This is a genomic window from Pseudomonas sp. St290 (genome assembly GCF_018325805.1).
GTDB classification, from domain to species: domain Bacteria; phylum Pseudomonadota; class Gammaproteobacteria; order Pseudomonadales; family Pseudomonadaceae; genus Aquipseudomonas; species Aquipseudomonas bijieensis.
Map to the genome: position 1 here is coordinate 1,334,638 of NZ_AP014703.1, position 16,609 is coordinate 1,351,246.

Here is a 16,609-nt window from a genome sequence, read left to right on the forward strand (position 1 = left end):
ATGGCTAACTTGCGTGTTGCACTGGTGGCGGGAGAGGCTTCCGGTGACATTCTGGGCGCCGGTCTGATGCGGGCGCTCAAGGCGCAGCATCCGGCGGTCGAATTCATCGGTGTCGGCGGGCCGTTGATGGAGGCCGAGGGGCTGACGTCCTATTTTCCGATGGAGCGTTTGTCGGTCATGGGGCTGGTGGAAGTGCTCGGTCGCCTGCGCGAGCTGCTGGCCCGACGCAAGAAGCTGATCCAGACCCTGATCGATGAAAAGCCGGATGTGTTCATCGGCATCGATGCCCCGGATTTCACCCTCAATATCGAACTCAAGTTGCGTCAGGCCGGGATCAAGACCGTGCACTACGTCAGCCCGTCGGTCTGGGCCTGGCGGCAGAAGCGGGTGCTGAAGATTCGCGAAGGCTGCGACCTGATGTTGACGTTGCTGCCGTTCGAAGCCCGGTTCTACGAAGAGAAGGGTGTACCGGTGCGGTTCGTCGGGCACACCCTGGCCGATACCATTCCCCTGGAAGCCGACCGCGATGCGGCTCGCCAGGCGTTGGGCCTGCCCGAAGGGCCTCTGGTGGCCTTGATGCCCGGCAGTCGGGGCGGCGAGGTGAGTCGCCTGGGTGGCTTGTTCTTTGACGCCGCCGAACGCCTTCGGGCGCTGCGCCCAGGTGTGCGTTTTGTCTTGCCGTGTGCCAGTGCACTGCGCCGGGCTCAGTTGGAAGCGCTGCTGGTCGGCCGCGATTTGCCGGTGACGTTGCTCGACGGCCGTTCCCATGAAGCGCTGGCGGCTTGCGATGCGGTGTTGATTGCCTCCGGTACTGCTACCCTTGAGGCATTGTTGTATAAACGCCCGATGGTGGTCGCCTATCGCCTGGCACCGCTGACGTTCTGGATTCTCAAGCGCATGGTCAAGAGTCCCTACGTTTCCTTGCCGAACCTGTTGGCCCAGCGCCTGTTGGTGCCGGAGCTGCTGCAGGACGAAGCGACCGCCGAGGCGTTGGCCAACACGCTGTCGCCCTTGCTCGACGGCGGTGAGGAGCAGACCCGGGGCTTTGACGAAATCCACCGTACCCTGCGTCGCGATGCCTCCAACCAGGCCGCAGACGCAGTACTGACCCTGATCGGCGCAAAACCATGAGTAACTCGAAGCTACAGATGGGCCTGGACTTCAACCTGGTTGCCGAAGTGGAAGAGCTGGTGGCCGGTGTCGATGAGGTGGGGCGTGGCCCATTGTGCGGCGCAGTGGTGACGGCGGCGGTGATTCTCGACCCGAAGCGGCCGATCCTTGGCCTCAACGATTCGAAAAAACTCACTGAGGCTCGTCGGGAAAAACTCTACGACGAGATCTGCGAGAAAGCCCTGAGCTGGTGCATCGCCCGGGCCGAAGTCGAAGAAATCGATGAACTCAATATCCTGCACGCCACCATGCTCGCCATGCAGCGTGCCGTGCAGGGGCTGCATATCACGCCGAAGCTGGCGATGATCGATGGCAATCGCTGCCCGAAACTGTCGATGCGCGCCGAAGCGGTCATCCAGGGCGACGGCAAGGTACCGGCCATCGCGGCGGCCTCGATCCTGGCAAAGGTCAGCCGCGATCGGGAAATGAGCGCCTTCGAGCTGATCTACCCGGGCTACGGCATCGGTAGCCACAAGGGCTATCCAACCCCCGTTCATCTGGAAGCCCTGGCGCGCCTGGGGCCAACGCCGATCCACCGGCGTTCGTTCGCGCCGGTGCGGCTGGCTTATGAAGCCCGTGATGGCTTGATCGTGCGTGGTCAGATTACGGTTTCTTGATGCAGGCTGTTTGTGGCGAGGGGATTTATCCCCGCTGGGGCGCGAAGCGGCCCGAAAAGTCTGCCTGACACAACGAGTTCTCAAGATCCAGGGGCCGTTTCGCAGCCCAGTGGGGATAAATCCCCTCGCCACAAAGTAGTGTGCATGTTTGCCTGGCAGGATGCTCATGGCTGATGTTTTACCCAAGGCCCGGTACAATCCGGGCCTTGTTGTTTTCATGACTTAACGCAGGATCACTATGCCGGCTTCATTCGTTCATCTACGCCTGCACACTGAATACTCCCTGGTCGACGGTCTGGTGCGGATCAAGCCCCTGGTCAAGACCCTGGTGGGCATGAACATGCCTGCCGTGGCGGTCACCGACCAGAACAACATGTGTTCGCTGGTCAAGTTCTACAAGGCCTCCATGGGTGCCGGGATCAAGCCGATCTGTGGGGCCGACCTGTGGCTGTCGAACAAGGACCCGGATGCCCCGCTGAGCCGTATCAGCCTGCTGGTGATGAACGCCGTGGGTTATCGCAACCTCACCGAGCTGATCTCCCGTGGCTTTATCGACGGCCAGCGCAATGGTTCGATCATCATCGAGCGCGAGTGGGTGGCCGAGGCCAGCGAAGGGCTGATCATGCTGTCGGCGGCCAAGGAAGGTGAAATCGGCCTGGCCCTGCTCAGTGGCAACCCCGAGGAAGCCGAGACCCTGGCCCGTGACTGGATGTCGGTGTTCCCGGACCGCTTCTACATCGAGGTGCAGCGCACCAATCGTCCCAACGACGAAGAGCACCTGCATGCCGCCGTGGCCCTGGCCGACAAGATCGGCGCGCCGCTGGTGGCGACCAACGACGTGCGCTTCATCAAGCAGGAAGACTTCGAGGCCCACGAAACCCGTGTCTGCATCGGTGAAGGTCGCGCCCTCGATGACCCGCGACGTCCAAAGAACTACAGCGACCAGCAATACCTCAAGAGCGCCGAGGAAATGGCCGAGTTGTTCAGCGACCTGCCCGAGGCGCTGGAAAACACCGTCGAAATCGCCAAGCGCTGCAACATCGAAGTGAAGCTGGGCAAGCACTTCCTGCCCAACTTCCCGATTCCCGATGGCATGACCATCGACGAGTATTTCCGCAAAGTGTCCTTCGACGGCCTGGAGGAACGCCTCAGCGTCCTGCTGCCCAAGGACACCACTGAAGATTATGAAGCCAAGCGCCAGGTCTATGTCGACCGCTTGAATTTCGAGCTGGATATCATCATCCAGATGGGGTTCCCCGGTTACTTCCTGATCGTGATGGACTTCATCCAGTGGGCCAAGAACAACGGCGTGCCGGTGGGCCCTGGCCGTGGGTCGGGCGCCGGGTCGCTGGTGGCCTACGTACAGAAGATCACCGACCTCGATCCGCTGGAATATGACCTGCTGTTCGAACGTTTCCTCAACCCGGAACGGGTGTCCATGCCCGACTTCGACGTCGACTTCTGCATGGACGGTCGCGACCGGGTGATCGACTACGTGGCCGAGAAATACGGTCGCAACGCGGTGAGCCAGATCATCACTTTCGGTTCCATGGCCGCCAAGGCTGTGGTGCGCGACGTGGCGCGGGTGCAGGGCAAGTCCTACGGTTTGGCGGATCGTCTGTCGAAGATGATCCCGTTCGAAGTCGGCATGACCCTGGAAAAAGCCTACGAGCAGGAAGAAATCCTGCGGGACTTCATCAAGGTCGATGAAGAAGCCGCGGAAATCTGGGAGATGGCGCGCAAGCTCGAAGGCGTGGTGCGTAACGTCGGCAAGCACGCCGGGGGCGTGGTGATCGCGCCGACCAAGCTGACGGACTTCTCGCCGATCTATTGCGACGAAGAGGGCGACGGCCTGGTGACCCAGTTCGACAAGGATGACGTCGAGGCGGCGGGCCTGGTGAAGTTCGACTTCCTCGGCCTGCGGACCCTGACCATCATCGACTGGGCCCTGAAGACCATCAACCGTGACCGGGCCAAGGTCGGCGAAGAGCCGCTGGACATCGCCTTCATCCCGCTGGATGACAAGCCGACCTACAGCCTGCTGCAAAAAGCCGAAACCACGGCGGTGTTCCAGCTCGAATCCCGGGGCATGAAAGAGCTGATCAAAAAGCTCAAGCCCGACTGCCTGGAAGACCTGATCGCACTGGTGGCCCTGTTCCGTCCGGGCCCGTTGCAGTCGGGCATGGTGGACGACTTCATCAACCGTAAGCACGGTCGCGCCGAACTGGCGTATCCGCATCCCGACTACCAGTACGACGGCCTCAAGCCGGTGCTGGCGCCGACCTACGGCATCATCCTGTACCAGGAACAGGTGATGCAGATTGCCCAGGTGATGGCCGGCTACACCCTCGGTGGCGCGGACATGCTGCGCCGAGCCATGGGTAAGAAAAAGCCCGAGGAAATGGCCAAGCAGCGTGGCGGTTTCATTGAAGGTTGCGCGAACAACGGTATCGATGCGGACCTGGCCGGTAACATCTTCGACCTGGTGGAAAAGTTCGCTGGCTATGGCTTCAACAAATCCCACTCCGCCGCCTATGGCCTGGTGTCCTACCAGACCGCGTGGCTGAAGGCCCATTATCCAGCGCCGTTCATGGCCGCGGTACTGTCGGCGGATATGCACAACACCGACAAGGTCGTGACCTTGATCGAAGAAGTGCGGACCATGAAGCTGCGCCTCGACGCACCGGACGTGAACGCTTCGGAGTTCAAGTTCACGGTGAACGACGAAGGTCGCATCATCTACGGTCTCGGTGCGATCAAGGGCGTGGGCGAGGGCCCGGTGGAGGCCATCACCGAAGCGCGCCAGGACGGGCCGTTCAAGGACCTGTTCGATTTCTGCGCCCGGGTCGACCTCAAGCGCATCAACAAGCGCACCCTCGACGGTTTGATCCGCAGCGGGGCATTGGACCGCCTGGGGCCATACTTCCAGGATGAGCCCAAGGCCTACCAGGCCAACATCGACCGCAATCGCGCGGTGTTGCTGGCAGCCATGGAAGAAGCGATCAAGGCCGCCGAACAGACCGCCCGCACCCACGATAGCGGTCACGCCGACCTGTTTGGCGGGCTGTTCGTCGAAGAGGACGCCGATGTCTACGGCAACCATCGCAAGGCCAAGGAACTGACCCTCAAGGAACGCCTCAAGGGTGAGAAAGACACCTTGGGCCTGTACCTCACCGGGCACCCGATCGATGAATACGAAGGCGAGATCCGCCGCTTCGCCCGCCAGCGCATCATCGACCTCAAGCCGGCTCGCGATACGCAGACCGTCGCCGGCATGATCATCGCCCTGCGGGTGATGAAGAACAAAAAGGGCGACAAGATGGGCTTCATCACCCTCGACGACCGCTCCGGGCGCATCGAGGCTTCGTTGTTCGCCGATGCGTTCCACTCGGCGCAATCGCTGCTGCAGACCGACGCGATGGTGGTGGTGGAAGGCGAGGTCAGCAATGATGACTTTTCCGGTGGCCTGCGGCTGCGGGTCAAGCGGGTGATGAGCATGGAAGATGCCCGTACCAACCTGGCCGAGAGCCTGCGCCTGAAGTTGCAGACCCAGGATCTCAAGGGCGATCAGCTACGCTGGTTGGGCGAATTGTTCAAGCGCCATCGCGGTGCCTGCCCGATCACCATGGAGTACGTGCGCCCCGATGCCAAGGCTGTGCTGCAGTTCGGCGAGGGCTGGCGAATCGATCCGGCGGATGCGTTGATTCAAGCCTTGCGTGACCAGTTCGGCAAAGACAACGTCTTCCTCCAATACCGTTGACGGCCAGGGGCCATTCTTGAAACCGGAATGCCCCTGATCTCGACCCGAATTTTTAATCTCGACCTGAACGCGCCTCTCCCTTAAGGTAGGCGCGAATAGACAACCGGCCGGCCCAAGCTCTCTTGGACGTCGACCCAAGACGGACGCCTATGAACCCGAATTTTCTAGATTTCGAACAGCCGATCGCCGACCTGCAAGCCAAGATCGAAGAGTTGCGCTTGGTCGGTAATGACAATTCGCTGAATATCGGCGATGAAATCTCTCGTCTGCAGGACAAAAGCCGCACGCTGACCGAAGACATCTTCGGCAAGCTGACCAGCTGGCAGATCGCCCGCCTGGCGCGTCATCCACGTCGTCCCTACACCCTGGACTACATCGAGCACATCTTTACCGAGTTCGATGAGTTGCATGGCGACCGTCACTTCTCCGACGACGCCGCGATCGTCGGCGGTGTCGCCCGCCTGGAAGACCAGCCGGTGATGGTGATCGGTCACCAGAAAGGCCGTGAAGTGCGCGAGAAGGTACGCCGCAACTTCGGCATGCCGCGTCCGGAAGGCTACCGCAAGGCCTGTCGCCTGATGGAAATGGCCGAGCGCTTCAAGATGCCGATCCTGACGTTCATCGATACACCTGGCGCCTACCCGGGCATCGACGCCGAAGAGCGCAACCAGAGCGAGGCGATTGCCTGGAACCTGCGGGTCATGGCTCGCCTGAAAACCCCGATCATCGCCACTGTGATCGGCGAAGGTGGTTCCGGCGGTGCGCTGGCCATCGGTGTCTGCGATCAACTGAATATGCTGCAATATTCCACTTACGCGGTGATCTCGCCGGAAGGCTGCGCCTCGATCCTGTGGAAAACCGCCGAGAAGGCCCCGGACGCGGCTGAAGCCATGGGCATTACTGCCGAGCGTCTCAAAGGCCTGGGCATCGTCGACAAAGTGATCAACGAGCCAGTGGGCGGCGCCCACCGCGACCCGGCTGCGGCGGCGGCACTGATCCGCGCCGAGCTGAGTTCGCAACTGTCGATGCTCAAGAAGTTCGACAACGACGCGCTGCTGGCTCGTCGTTACGAGCGGTTGATGAGCTACGGTCTCTGATCTGACCAAGCTTCCAGCAGTTGTGGGGGCCAGTGTGGGAGCGGGCTTGCTCGCGAAAGCGGTTTAACATTCAACCCATGTGTTGACTGATTCACCGCCTTCGCGAGCAAGCCCGCTCCCACATTTGATTTGTGCCAAGGCTGATACCCATGAACACAAGCATCGACCTGCCCACCCGGCTCCTCACACAGCTATCCCCCTGGCGCAACGCCGCTACCTGGCGCATCGCCTTCTCCGGCGGCCTCGATTCCACCGTCCTGCTGCACCTGCTTGCGTCCCTGGCAAAAAACCAAACCCTGCCGCCCCTGAGTGCTATCCACATCCATCATGGCCTCCAGGCTGTGGCCGATGCATGGCCGGACCATTGTCGTTCGGTCTGCAACGCGCTTGGAGTACCGCTTGAGGTAGTGAGCGTGCAGGTCCAGCCCGGCGCCAGCATCGAGCGCGCTGCCCGGGACGCTCGTTATGGTGCCTTCGTGGCGGCGCTCCGCAGCAATGAAGTGCTGCTTACCGCCCAGCACCGCGACGACCAGGCCGAAACCCTGTTGTTTCGTTTGCTGCGTGGGGCAGGGGTGAGGGGCTTGGCGGCGATGCCGAGGCAGCGTCCGCTGGGCCAGGGCTGTTTGCTGCGACCCCTGCTCGACGTGTCCCGCGCTGAGCTGGAGGCCTATGCGACGCAACAAGGCTTGAGCTGGATCGAAGATCCCTCCAACGACGACCACCGTTACGCGCGCAATTATCTGCGCCAACGGGTTTTTCCAGTGCTGGCCGAGCAATGGCCGCAAGCTTCGGCGACCCTGGCCCGCAGCGCTGCGCACATGGGCGAAGCCCAAGGTTTGCTGGATGATCTGGCGCGGATCGACCTGGCCCAGGCCGCGCCCCCGGACGCGTTCGATTGGCTTGGTCTGCAATCCCTGGCGCTGGCGCCTTTGCGGGCGTTGTCGCCGGCCCGTCAGCGTAACGCGTTGAGCCATTGGTTGGCGCCGATGACCCTGCTGCCCGACAGCGATCACTGGTCGGGCTGGGATTCGTTGCGCGATGCCGCAGACGATGCCCGGCCGATCTGGCGGCTGGCCGGTGGTGAGTTGCACCGGGCCGCCGGGCGGGTCTGGTGGTTATCCGACCACTGGCTATGTCCGGTGTCAGGCGCCGTCGGCTGGGCGGATCCGGTGGTTGCGCTGTACTTGCCGGGCAATGGTCGGGTGGCACTCAACGGCAAGCCACCTGCGGGACCGCTTTGCGTGCGCTATCGTCAAGGCAGCGAGGTGATGGCGTTACCGGGTCGTGGTCATCGTGACCTCAAGCGTTTGCTCAATGAAAAGGGCGTGCCGGCGTTCGTTCGCGGCCGATTGCCGCTGCTGTATCAGGGCGAGCAATTGCTGGCGGTGGCCAACCTGGCCGGGCTCGATGCGCCGGTTGATGGCAGTTGGCAATTGATCTGGACGCCAGGAAGCCAAGATCTGGGTTTGAGCTGAAAGGGGCTTTCCGGTAGACTACGCTCCCTTCTTGATACAACTTCTGTGGATTCGCCTGAATTGCAGGAGTTGCCGATTACCAAGCAGTCTTTGCTGGGCGATTCCAAAAAATGTGTAGCGAGCAACGTACCGGTGATTTCACTTCCGGTCTGTCCCAACGCGGCGGTTTTTTTGAAAGGTGCACTGTGATTAATGCAGGTGATCGGGGGCTTCGGCCTTCCTTCGCTTTCCCCGGCGGCTCGGACCGCTTTAACGCAGACTTCTAGGGTTTTTCATGACGCGCTACATATTCGTCACGGGCGGTGTTGTTTCTTCATTGGGGAAAGGCATTGCCTCGGCTTCATTGGCGGCCATCCTGGAGGCGCGGGGACTTAAGGTCACCATGCTCAAGCTGGACCCGTACATCAACGTTGACCCGGGCACCATGAGCCCGTTCCAGCACGGTGAAGTGTTCGTCACCCACGACGGCGCCGAGACCGACCTGGACCTGGGCCACTACGAGCGGTTCATCCGCACGACCATGACCCAGAACAACAACTTCACCACCGGCCGTGTCTACGAACACGTGCTGCGCAAAGAGCGCCGTGGTGACTACCTGGGCGCGACCATCCAGGTCATCCCGCACATCACCGACGAAATCAAGCGCCGCATCATCAAGGGTGCTGGCGATGCCGACGTGGCGATGGTCGAGATCGGCGGCACCGTGGGCGACATCGAGTCGCAACCGTTCCTCGAAGCCATCCGCCAGTTGCGTTTCGAGATCGGCGCCAAGCGCGCGATGCTGATGCACCTGACGCTGGTGCCGTACATCGCCACCGCGGGTGAAACCAAGACCAAGCCAACCCAGCACTCGGTCAAGGAACTGCGTTCCATCGGCCTGCAGCCGGATGTGCTGATCTGCCGCTCCGATCACCCGATCGACATTTCTTCGCGTCGCAAGATCGCCCAGTTCACCAACGTTGAAGAGCGCGCGGTCATCGGCCTGGAAGACGCCGACACCATCTACAAGATCCCGGGCATCCTGCACTCCCAGGGCCTGGACGATTTCGTCGTCGAGCGCTTCGGCCTGCAGTGCGCTGGCGCCGACCTGTCCGAATGGGATGCCGTGGTCGATGCCAAGCTCAACCCGGAACACGAAGTCACCATCGCCATGGTCGGCAAGTACATGGAACTGCTGGACGCCTACAAGTCGCTGATCGAAGCGATGAGTCACGCCGGTATCAGCAACCGTACCAAGGTCAACCTGCGCTACATCGATTCCGAAGACATCGAGAACCAGGGCACCGGCCTGCTCGAGGGCGCCGATGCGATCCTCGTGCCGGGCGGCTTCGGCCTGCGGGGCGTGGAAGGCAAGATCACGGCCGTGCAGTACGCTCGCGAAAACAAGGTGCCTTACCTGGGTATCTGCCTGGGCATGCAAGTGGCGGTCATCGAGTTCGCCCGTAACGTATTGGGCTGGAAAGACGCCAACTCCACCGAGTTCGACCGTGCCAGCGGCCATCCGGTCGTGGGCCTGATCACCGAGTGGGAAGACGCCACCGGCGCCGTGGAAGTGCGCACCGAAAGTTCGGACCTGGGCGGCACCATGCGCCTCGGTGCCCAGGAATGCCTGCTCGAATCCGGCTCCAAGGTGCACGATTGCTACGCCAAGGATGTGATCGTCGAGCGTCACCGTCATCGCTACGAAGTGAACAACAACCTGCTGCCGCAACTGATCGAGGCCGGCCTGAAGATCTCCGGTCGTTCCGGTGACGGCGCGTTGGTGGAAGTGGTCGAGGCGCCGGATCATCCATGGTTCGTCGCCTGCCAATTCCACCCCGAGTTCACCTCGACGCCACGGGACGGTCATCCACTGTTCAGTGGTTTCGTGAAAGCCGCTTTGGCTCAACACCAGAAAAAGGCATAAGACGATGGCCCAGAAGATCATTCGTGTCGGCGACATCGAGGTTGCCAACGACAAGCCCATGGTGCTGTTTGGCGGCATGAACGTGCTGGAAAGCCGCGACATGGCGATGCAGGTCTGCGAGGAATACGTGAAGGTCACCCAGAAACTGGGTATCCCTTATGTCTTCAAGGCCAGCTTCGACAAGGCCAACCGCTCGTCCGTGACGTCCTACCGTGGCCCGGGCCTGGAAGAAGGCATGCGGATCTTCCAGGACATCAAGCAAGCCTTTGGCGTGCCGATCATCACCGACGTCCACGAGCCAGTCCAGGCCGCGGTCGCCGCCGAGGTCTGCGACGTCATCCAGTTGCCGGCCTTCCTGTCGCGCCAGACCGACCTGGTGGTCGCGATGGCCAAGACCGGTGCGGTGATCAACATCAAGAAAGCCCAATTCCTCGCGCCCCAGGAGATGAAACACATCCTGAGCAAGTGTGAAGAAGCCGGCAATGACCAGTTGATCCTCTGCGAGCGTGGTTCGAGTTTCGGCTACAACAACCTGGTGGTGGACATGCTCGGCTTCGGCATCATGAAGCAGTTCGAATACCCGGTGCTCTTCGACGTGACGCACGCCTTGCAGATGCCGGGCGGTCGCTCCGACTCCGCCGGCGGTCGTCGCGCCCAGGTCACCGACTTGGCCAAGGCTGGCATGAGCCAGTCCCTGGCCGGTCTGTTCCTCGAGGCCCACCCCGATCCGGACAACGCCAAGTGCGACGGCCCTTGTGCCTTGCGCTTGAACAAGCTGGAACCTTTCCTGTCTCAGCTCAAGGCATTGGATGAGCTGGTCAAGAGTTTTCCGACGATAGAAACCGCGTAACGCGGTTTTCTCCGGTAGAGTACCGCTCGATTATCGCTCTGGCCCGCTGGCCGCACTGCTCTTGTGGGAGCATGGCTTGCCAGCGATGGCGTCCTTGAGGCCCCCATCGCCGGCAAGCCGTGCTCCCACAGCGTTTTCGTCAACTTTGGAGTGTTTACAACAATGGCAAAAATCGTCGACATCAAAGGTCGTGAAGTTCTCGACTCCCGTGGCAACCCCACTGTCGAAGCGGACGTGCTTCTCGACAACGGCATCATCGGCAGCGCCTGCGCGCCGTCCGGTGCTTCCACTGGCTCGCGCGAAGCGCTGGAGCTGCGTGATGGCGACAAGAGCCGTTACCTGGGCAAGGGCGTGCTCAAAGCCGTCGCCAACATCAACGGTCCGATCCGTGAGCTGTTGCTGGGCAAGGATCCTGCCGACCAGAAAGCCCTCGATCACGCAATGATCAAGCTCGACGGTACTGAAAACAAAGCCACCCTGGGCGCCAACGCGATCCTCGCCGTATCCCTGGCCGCTGCCAAGGCCGCTGCCCAGGACCAGGACCTGCCGCTGTACGCCCACATCGCCAACCTCAACGGTACCCCGGGCGTCTACTCGATGCCGGTGCCGATGATGAACATCATCAACGGTGGCGAGCACGCCGATAACAACGTCGACATCCAGGAATTCATGGTGCAGCCGGTTGGCGCCAAGACCTTCTCCGAAGGCCTGCGCATGGGCACCGAGATTTTCCATCACCTCAAGGCTGTGCTCAAAGCCCGTGGCCTGAGCACCGCTGTTGGCGACGAAGGTGGTTTCGCTCCGAACCTGGCCTCCAACGAAGACGCGCTGAAAGTGATCTCCGAAGCCGTGGCCAACGCTGGCTACAAGCTGGGCACCGACGTGACCCTGGCCCTGGACTGCGCCGCCAGTGAGTTCTTCGAAGACGGTAAATACAACCTGTCTGGCGAAGGCCAGGTGTTCACCGCCGAAGGTTTCGCCGACTACCTCAAGGGCCTGACCGAGCGTTACCCGATCATCTCCATCGAGGACGGTCTGGACGAATCCGACTGGGCTGGCTGGAAAATCCTCACCGACAAGATCGGCGAGAAAACCCAGCTGGTGGGTGACGACCTGTTCGTGACCAACACCAAGATCCTGAAAGAGGGCATCGACAAGAAGATTGCCAACTCGATCCTGATCAAGTTCAACCAGATCGGCACCCTGACCGAAACCCTGGAAGCCATCCAGATGGCCAAGGCCGCCGGCTACACTGCCGTGATCTCCCACCGCTCCGGCGAAACCGAAGATTCGACCATCGCCGACCTGGCCGTGGGCACTGCGGCGGGCCAGATCAAGACCGGTTCGCTGTGCCGTTCCGACCGCGTTTCCAAGTACAACCAACTGCTGCGTATCGAAGAGCAGTTGAACGGCAAGGCCAAGTACAACGGTCGCGCCGAGTTTCGCGGCTAAGCAGTAAATGGTAAAAAGACAGCGGATTGTGTCGAAAAGGTCGCCTTGGCGGCGGTTTTGCTTCTAATCTGATGCCTTATCAAGCACAAGCCTGGTTTTTCCAGGCTTCGTGCTATCAGACGTTTCAAAGTTTGGCATGGCTGTCTTTTTTCACTGGATACCTGATATTCGATGCGCAGTCCCAATTGGTTGTTTCTTGTCTTGCTCCTGTTGCTGGCCGGCCTGCAGTACCGCCTGTGGGTGGGCAATGGCAGTCTGGCGCAAGTGGCCGACCTGACTCAGCAAATAGCCGATCAGCATGCGGAAAACGAAGCATTGCTGGAGCGCAATCGGGTGATGGACGCTGAGGTCAGCGAGTTGAAAAAAGGCATGGAGACCGTTGAAGAGCGGGCTCGCCATGAACTGGGCATGGTCAAGGAGGGTGAAACCCTCTACCAGTTGGCCCAATGAGTATCCGTTTGCCGGCCTTCTGGGCCGTGATTCCTGCCGCGGGCGTCGGTGCCCGTATGGCCGCGGACCGTCCCAAGCAATACCTGCAGTTGGGCGGGCGCACAATTCTCGAACACAGCCTTGGCTGTTTCCTCGATCACCCGACCGTTAAAGGCGTGGTGGTCAGCGTTGCTCACGATGATCCTTACTGGCCGACCCTGGCCTGCGCCAACGACCCGCGCATCCAGCGCGTGGACGGTGGCGAGCAGCGTTCGGACTCCGTGCTCAATGCTTTGCTGCATCTGCACGAACAGGGTGCCGACGATTACGATTGGGTGCTGGTGCATGACGCCGCCCGGCCCAACCTGGCCCGGGATGACCTGGATACATTGCTCAGTGAACTGGCGAACGACCCGGTCGGCGGCCTGCTGGCCGTCCCGGCGCGCGATACCCTCAAGCGTGTCGACAAGCAGGGCCGCGTGCTGGAAACCGTTGATCGCAGTGTGATCTGGCAAGCCTACACGCCACAGATGTTCCGCCTCGGTGCCTTGCATCGGGCCCTCGCCGATAGCCTGGTGGCGGATGCGCTGATTACCGACGAAGCGTCCGCCATGGAATGGGCGGGGCAGGCGCCACGGTTGATCGAAGGGCGGGCCGATAACATCAAGGTCACTCGGCCGGAAGATCTGGAGTGGTTGCGCCAGCGCTGGGCGAATCGGCATTAACCAGAGATGCGGCACGTCCTGAATCGCCATCGCGAGCAGGCTCGCTCCCACAAGGGATCTTGGCTGTACACAAAATTTGCAGGCACTGAAGATCCAATGTGGGAGCGAGCCTGCTCGCGATAGCAATCGCTCAGACAACCCGAAAAACCAGTGCTACCCTCGATACTCCGGTCGCTGCGCCAATCCCTCCTTCAAGTAATCCACCAACTTGCGCACCTTCGGCGACAGATGCCGCTGCTGCGGATATAGCGCCCACACCGCCGTATTCGGCGGCTGATGAGCCTCCAGCAGCGAGATCAACGCGCCGCTGTGCAGATGTTCCAGCACGTAATAATCCGGCAGTTGGCACAACCCGACCCCTTGCAGCGCCGCATCGAGCACCGCTTGCCCACTGTTGCAGCGCCAGTTTCCTTGTACCCGCTGGGAAAATTCCCGCCCGTTCTGCTCTAACTGCCAAATGTCGGAACTGCCGATCAAGCAATTGTGGCGGCTCAGTTCCGACAAACTATGGGGTCGGCCATAGCGTTCCAGATAAGAAGGTGAAGCGCACAAGTACATGCGCCGGGGTGCCAGACGCGTAGCGACCAGGCGCGAGTCCTGCAAGCGACCCAGGCGAATCGCCAGGTCCAGGCCCTCATGCACCAAGTCCAAAGGCCGGTTGCTCAGCTCGATGTCTACCCGCAACTGTGGATAAAGGCCCATGAACCGCGTCACCAGCGGCACGATAAACCGTTCGCCATAGGCCACGGCGCAGGTCATTCGCAGCATGCCCTTGGGTTCGCTGGTGAGATCGCCCACCGCTCGCAACGCTTCCTCGCGGCCATCCTGCAGGCGCTGGCAGTGCTGCAAAAAAGTCTGCCCGGCCTCGGTGAGGGTGACCCGGCGGGTGCTGCGGTAGAGCAACCGTGTCTGAAGGCGTTCTTCCAGCCGTACGATTTGTCGACTGATATGGGAAGACGAAACCCCAAGACGTTCGGCTGCGGCGGTGAATTGACTGCATTCGGCCACGGCGACGAACTCGTCGATCCCTTCCCAGCGGTTGTCGGACATAACGATTATCCCTGTACAGCAATAATGTTTTGCTTTTGGTTGGATTATTCATCGTCCAGTGGAGGATTACACTCCCGGTCTTGTTTTTATTTGCTGGAGAACCCGGATGATCAAGTCGCGCGCTGCCGTTGCCTTCGAGGCCAAGAAACCCCTGGAAATCGTTGAAGTCGACGTCGCCATGCCCAAGGCGGGCGAAGTGCTGTTGCGTGTGGTGGCTTCCGGTGTCTGCCACACCGATGCCTATACCTTGTCGGGCGCTGACCCGGAAGGAATCTTCCCGTCGATCCTCGGCCATGAAGGCGGCGCCATTGTCGAAGCCATCGGCGAAGGCGTGACGTCGGTGGCGGTGGGTGACCATGTGATCCCGCTGTACACGCCGGAGTGCGGCCAGTGCAAATTCTGTAAGTCGGGCAAGACCAACCTGTGCCAGGCGATTCGCGCCACCCAGGGCAAAGGCCTGATGCCGGACGGTACTTCGCGTTTTTCCTACAAAGGCGAGACGATTTTCCACTACATGGGCACCTCGACGTTCTCGGAGTACACCGTGTTGCCGGAGATCTCCGTCGCGAAGATCCCAAAAGAAGCGCCGCTGGAAAAAGTCTGCCTGCTGGGTTGTGGCGTCACCACTGGCATTGGCGCGGTGATCAACACCGCCAAGGTCAAGCCGGGTGACACCGTGGCGATCTTCGGCCTGGGCGGCATCGGCCTGTCGGCGGTGATTGGCGCGGTGAAGGCCAAGGCCTCGCGGATCATCGCCATCGACATCAACCCGGCCAAGTTCGAAATCGCCAAACAACTGGGCGCCACCGATTGCGTCAACCCGAAAGACTTCGACCGTCCGATCCAGGAAGTCATCGTGGATATGACTGACGGCGGCGTGGACTTTTCCTTCGAGTGCATCGGCAATGTCCAATTGATGCGTGCTGCGCTGGAGTGCTGCCACAAAGGTTGGGGCGAGTCGGTGATCATCGGTGTCGCCGGGGCCGGCCAGGAAATCGCCACCCGTCCATTCCAGTTGGTGACCGGACGCGTCTGGCGCGGCTCGGCGTTTGGCGGCGTGCGTGGTCGCAGCGAGTTGCCAAGCTATGTGGAAATGGCCGAGAAGGGCGAGATTCCGCTGGATACTTTCATCACCCACACCATGGGCCTGGAAGATATCAACAAGGCATTCGACCTGATGCATGAAGGCAAGAGCATCCGCACCGTCATCCATTTCTGAGGTCGGTCATGAGTCTGGAAAACATTTCCTGCCAGAAAAGCTTCGGCGGCTGGCACAAGCGTTACCGGCACCGTTCCGAAGTGCTCGGGTGCGACATGGTGTTTGCCGTATACCTGCCGCCGCAAGCCGAGCAGGGCGGCAAGTTGCCGGTGCTGTATTGGTTGTCCGGGTTAACCTGCACCGACGAAAACTTCATGCAAAAGGCCGGTGCCCAGCGCATGGCCGCCGAGCTGGGGTTGATCATCGTTGCGCCGGACACCAGCCCACGAGGCGCCGATGTGCCGGGCGATCCGGACGGTGCCTGGGATTTCGGCCTGGGGGCGGGCTTTTATCTGAACGCCACGCAGGAGCCGTGGGCCCGGCACTATCGGATGCATGACTACGTGGTGCAGGAATTGCCGACACTCGTCGAGGCGCATTTCCCGGCCTCGGATAAACGCGGCATCAGTGGTCATTCCATGGGTGGCCATGGCGCGTTGATCTGTGCCTTGCGCAACCCGGGGCGTTACCGTTCGGTGTCGGCCTTTTCGCCGATCAACAATCCGATGGATTGCCCATGGGGCCAGAAAGCGTTCTCTCGTTACCTGGGGGAAGACCGCTCGAAATGGCGCGAATGGGATGCCTGCGCGCTGATCTCCGAAGCCGACGAGAAACTGCCATTGCTGGTGGATCAGGGCGATCGCGATGACTTCCTGGCTAATCAGCTCAAGCCCGAAGCCCTGCAGCAAGCCGCCAAGGCCGCTGGTCATCCGCTGGAGTTGCGCCTGCAACCGGGCTACGACCACAGCTACTTCTTCATCGCCAGCTTCATTGACGACCACTTGCAGCATCATGCGCGCGCTCTAAACGCCTAATGCAG

The 16,609-nt window shown here is 61.0% G+C and carries 13 protein-coding genes; 12 read left to right on the plus strand and 1 reads right to left on the minus strand.

Annotated features, from left to right (window positions below):
• The 10 genes from lpxB to ispD all read left to right on the plus strand — a co-directional run bounded on the left by lpxB (window position 1) and on the right by ispD (window position 13,481).
• On the plus strand, window positions 1-1,131 hold the full coding sequence (lpxB, locus tag PBDP_RS05735; protein WP_212801939.1) for a lipid-A-disaccharide synthase: 1,131 nt from the start codon (window positions 1-3) through the stop codon (window positions 1,129-1,131).
• Window positions 1,128-1,787 (plus strand): ribonuclease HII, encoded by a 660-nt coding sequence (rnhB, locus tag PBDP_RS05740; RefSeq protein WP_212801940.1) that lies wholly within the window; start codon window positions 1,128-1,130, stop codon window positions 1,785-1,787. The genes lpxB and rnhB overlap by 4 nt, the downstream gene beginning before the upstream one ends.
• A gap of 238 nt (window positions 1,788-2,025) precedes the next feature.
• On the plus strand, window positions 2,026-5,547 hold the full coding sequence (gene dnaE / locus PBDP_RS05745) for a DNA polymerase III subunit alpha (protein ID WP_109756631.1): 3,522 nt from the start codon (window positions 2,026-2,028) through the stop codon (window positions 5,545-5,547).
• Window positions 5,548-5,696: 149 nt separating this feature from the next.
• Entirely contained in the window at window positions 5,697-6,644 is a 948-nt protein-coding gene (locus tag PBDP_RS05750) for an acetyl-CoA carboxylase carboxyltransferase subunit alpha (RefSeq protein ID WP_047701999.1), read from the plus strand.
• Between the two features lie 149 nt (window positions 6,645-6,793).
• Window positions 6,794-8,119, plus strand: coding sequence for a tRNA lysidine(34) synthetase TilS (gene tilS / locus PBDP_RS05755; RefSeq protein ID WP_212801941.1), 1,326 nt, complete (start codon window positions 6,794-6,796; stop codon window positions 8,117-8,119).
• 274 nt (window positions 8,120-8,393) lie between these two features.
• On the plus strand, window positions 8,394-10,025 hold the full coding sequence (gene pyrG, locus PBDP_RS05760; RefSeq protein WP_116831575.1) for a CTP synthase: 1,632 nt from the start codon (window positions 8,394-8,396) through the stop codon (window positions 10,023-10,025).
• Between the two features lie 4 nt (window positions 10,026-10,029).
• Window positions 10,030-10,875, plus strand: a complete 846-nt coding sequence (gene kdsA / locus PBDP_RS05765) for a 3-deoxy-8-phosphooctulonate synthase (protein ID WP_063322754.1) — start codon at window positions 10,030-10,032, stop codon at window positions 10,873-10,875.
• A gap of 162 nt (window positions 10,876-11,037) precedes the next feature.
• Window positions 11,038-12,327, plus strand: coding sequence for a phosphopyruvate hydratase (gene eno, locus PBDP_RS05770; protein WP_072408299.1), 1,290 nt, complete (start codon window positions 11,038-11,040; stop codon window positions 12,325-12,327).
• Between the two features lie 171 nt (window positions 12,328-12,498).
• Window positions 12,499-12,777, plus strand: a complete 279-nt coding sequence (gene ftsB / locus PBDP_RS05775) for a cell division protein FtsB (protein ID WP_025212129.1) — start codon at window positions 12,499-12,501, stop codon at window positions 12,775-12,777.
• Entirely contained in the window at window positions 12,774-13,481 is a 708-nt protein-coding gene (ispD, locus tag PBDP_RS05780; protein WP_109756628.1) for a 2-C-methyl-D-erythritol 4-phosphate cytidylyltransferase, read from the plus strand. The genes ftsB and ispD overlap by 4 nt, the downstream gene beginning before the upstream one ends.
• 153 nt (window positions 13,482-13,634) lie before the next feature.
• Here the strand turns inward: ispD and PBDP_RS05785 are convergent, their stop codons facing one another.
• Window positions 13,635-14,531 carry a LysR substrate-binding domain-containing protein gene (locus tag PBDP_RS05785; RefSeq protein WP_109756627.1) on the minus strand — a complete coding sequence of 299 codons (897 nt, stop codon included), beginning with the start codon at window positions 14,529-14,531 and terminating at the stop codon, window positions 13,635-13,637.
• Between the two features lie 106 nt (window positions 14,532-14,637).
• Here PBDP_RS05785 and PBDP_RS05790 point away from each other — a divergent pair, with 106 nt between their 5' ends.
• Both PBDP_RS05790 and fghA read left to right on the plus strand, forming a co-directional pair.
• Window positions 14,638-15,750 (plus strand): S-(hydroxymethyl)glutathione dehydrogenase/class III alcohol dehydrogenase, encoded by a 1,113-nt coding sequence (locus tag PBDP_RS05790; protein ID WP_024779034.1) that lies wholly within the window; start codon window positions 14,638-14,640, stop codon window positions 15,748-15,750.
• A gap of 8 nt (window positions 15,751-15,758) precedes the next feature.
• Window positions 15,759-16,604, plus strand: coding sequence for an S-formylglutathione hydrolase (fghA, locus tag PBDP_RS05795; protein WP_109756626.1), 846 nt, complete (start codon window positions 15,759-15,761; stop codon window positions 16,602-16,604).
• The last annotated feature ends 5 nt before the right edge of the window (window positions 16,605-16,609 follow it).

Excerpts from the sequence above, each read along its gene's own strand:
- lpxB (WP_212801939.1), top strand. The coding sequence starts at position 1 with ATGGCTAACTTGCGTGTTGCACTGGTGGCGGGAGAGGCTTCCGGTGAC.
- rnhB (WP_212801940.1), top strand. The coding sequence starts at position 1,128 with ATGAGTAACTCGAAGCTACAGATGGGCCTGGACTTCAACCTGGTTGCC.
- dnaE (WP_109756631.1), top strand. The coding sequence starts at position 2,026 with ATGCCGGCTTCATTCGTTCATCTACGCCTGCACACTGAATACTCCCTG.
- PBDP_RS05750 (WP_047701999.1), top strand. The coding sequence starts at position 5,697 with ATGAACCCGAATTTTCTAGATTTCGAACAGCCGATCGCCGACCTGCAA.
- tilS (WP_212801941.1), top strand. The coding sequence starts at position 6,794 with ATGAACACAAGCATCGACCTGCCCACCCGGCTCCTCACACAGCTATCC.
- pyrG (WP_116831575.1), top strand. The coding sequence starts at position 8,394 with ATGACGCGCTACATATTCGTCACGGGCGGTGTTGTTTCTTCATTGGGG.
- kdsA (WP_063322754.1), top strand. The coding sequence starts at position 10,030 with ATGGCCCAGAAGATCATTCGTGTCGGCGACATCGAGGTTGCCAACGAC.
- eno (WP_072408299.1), top strand. The coding sequence starts at position 11,038 with ATGGCAAAAATCGTCGACATCAAAGGTCGTGAAGTTCTCGACTCCCGT.
- ftsB (WP_025212129.1), top strand. The coding sequence starts at position 12,499 with ATGCGCAGTCCCAATTGGTTGTTTCTTGTCTTGCTCCTGTTGCTGGCC.
- ispD (WP_109756628.1), top strand. The coding sequence starts at position 12,774 with ATGAGTATCCGTTTGCCGGCCTTCTGGGCCGTGATTCCTGCCGCGGGC.
- PBDP_RS05785 (WP_109756627.1), bottom strand. The coding sequence starts at position 14,531 with ATGTCCGACAACCGCTGGGAAGGGATCGACGAGTTCGTCGCCGTGGCC.
- PBDP_RS05790 (WP_024779034.1), top strand. The coding sequence starts at position 14,638 with ATGATCAAGTCGCGCGCTGCCGTTGCCTTCGAGGCCAAGAAACCCCTG.
- fghA (WP_109756626.1), top strand. The coding sequence starts at position 15,759 with ATGAGTCTGGAAAACATTTCCTGCCAGAAAAGCTTCGGCGGCTGGCAC.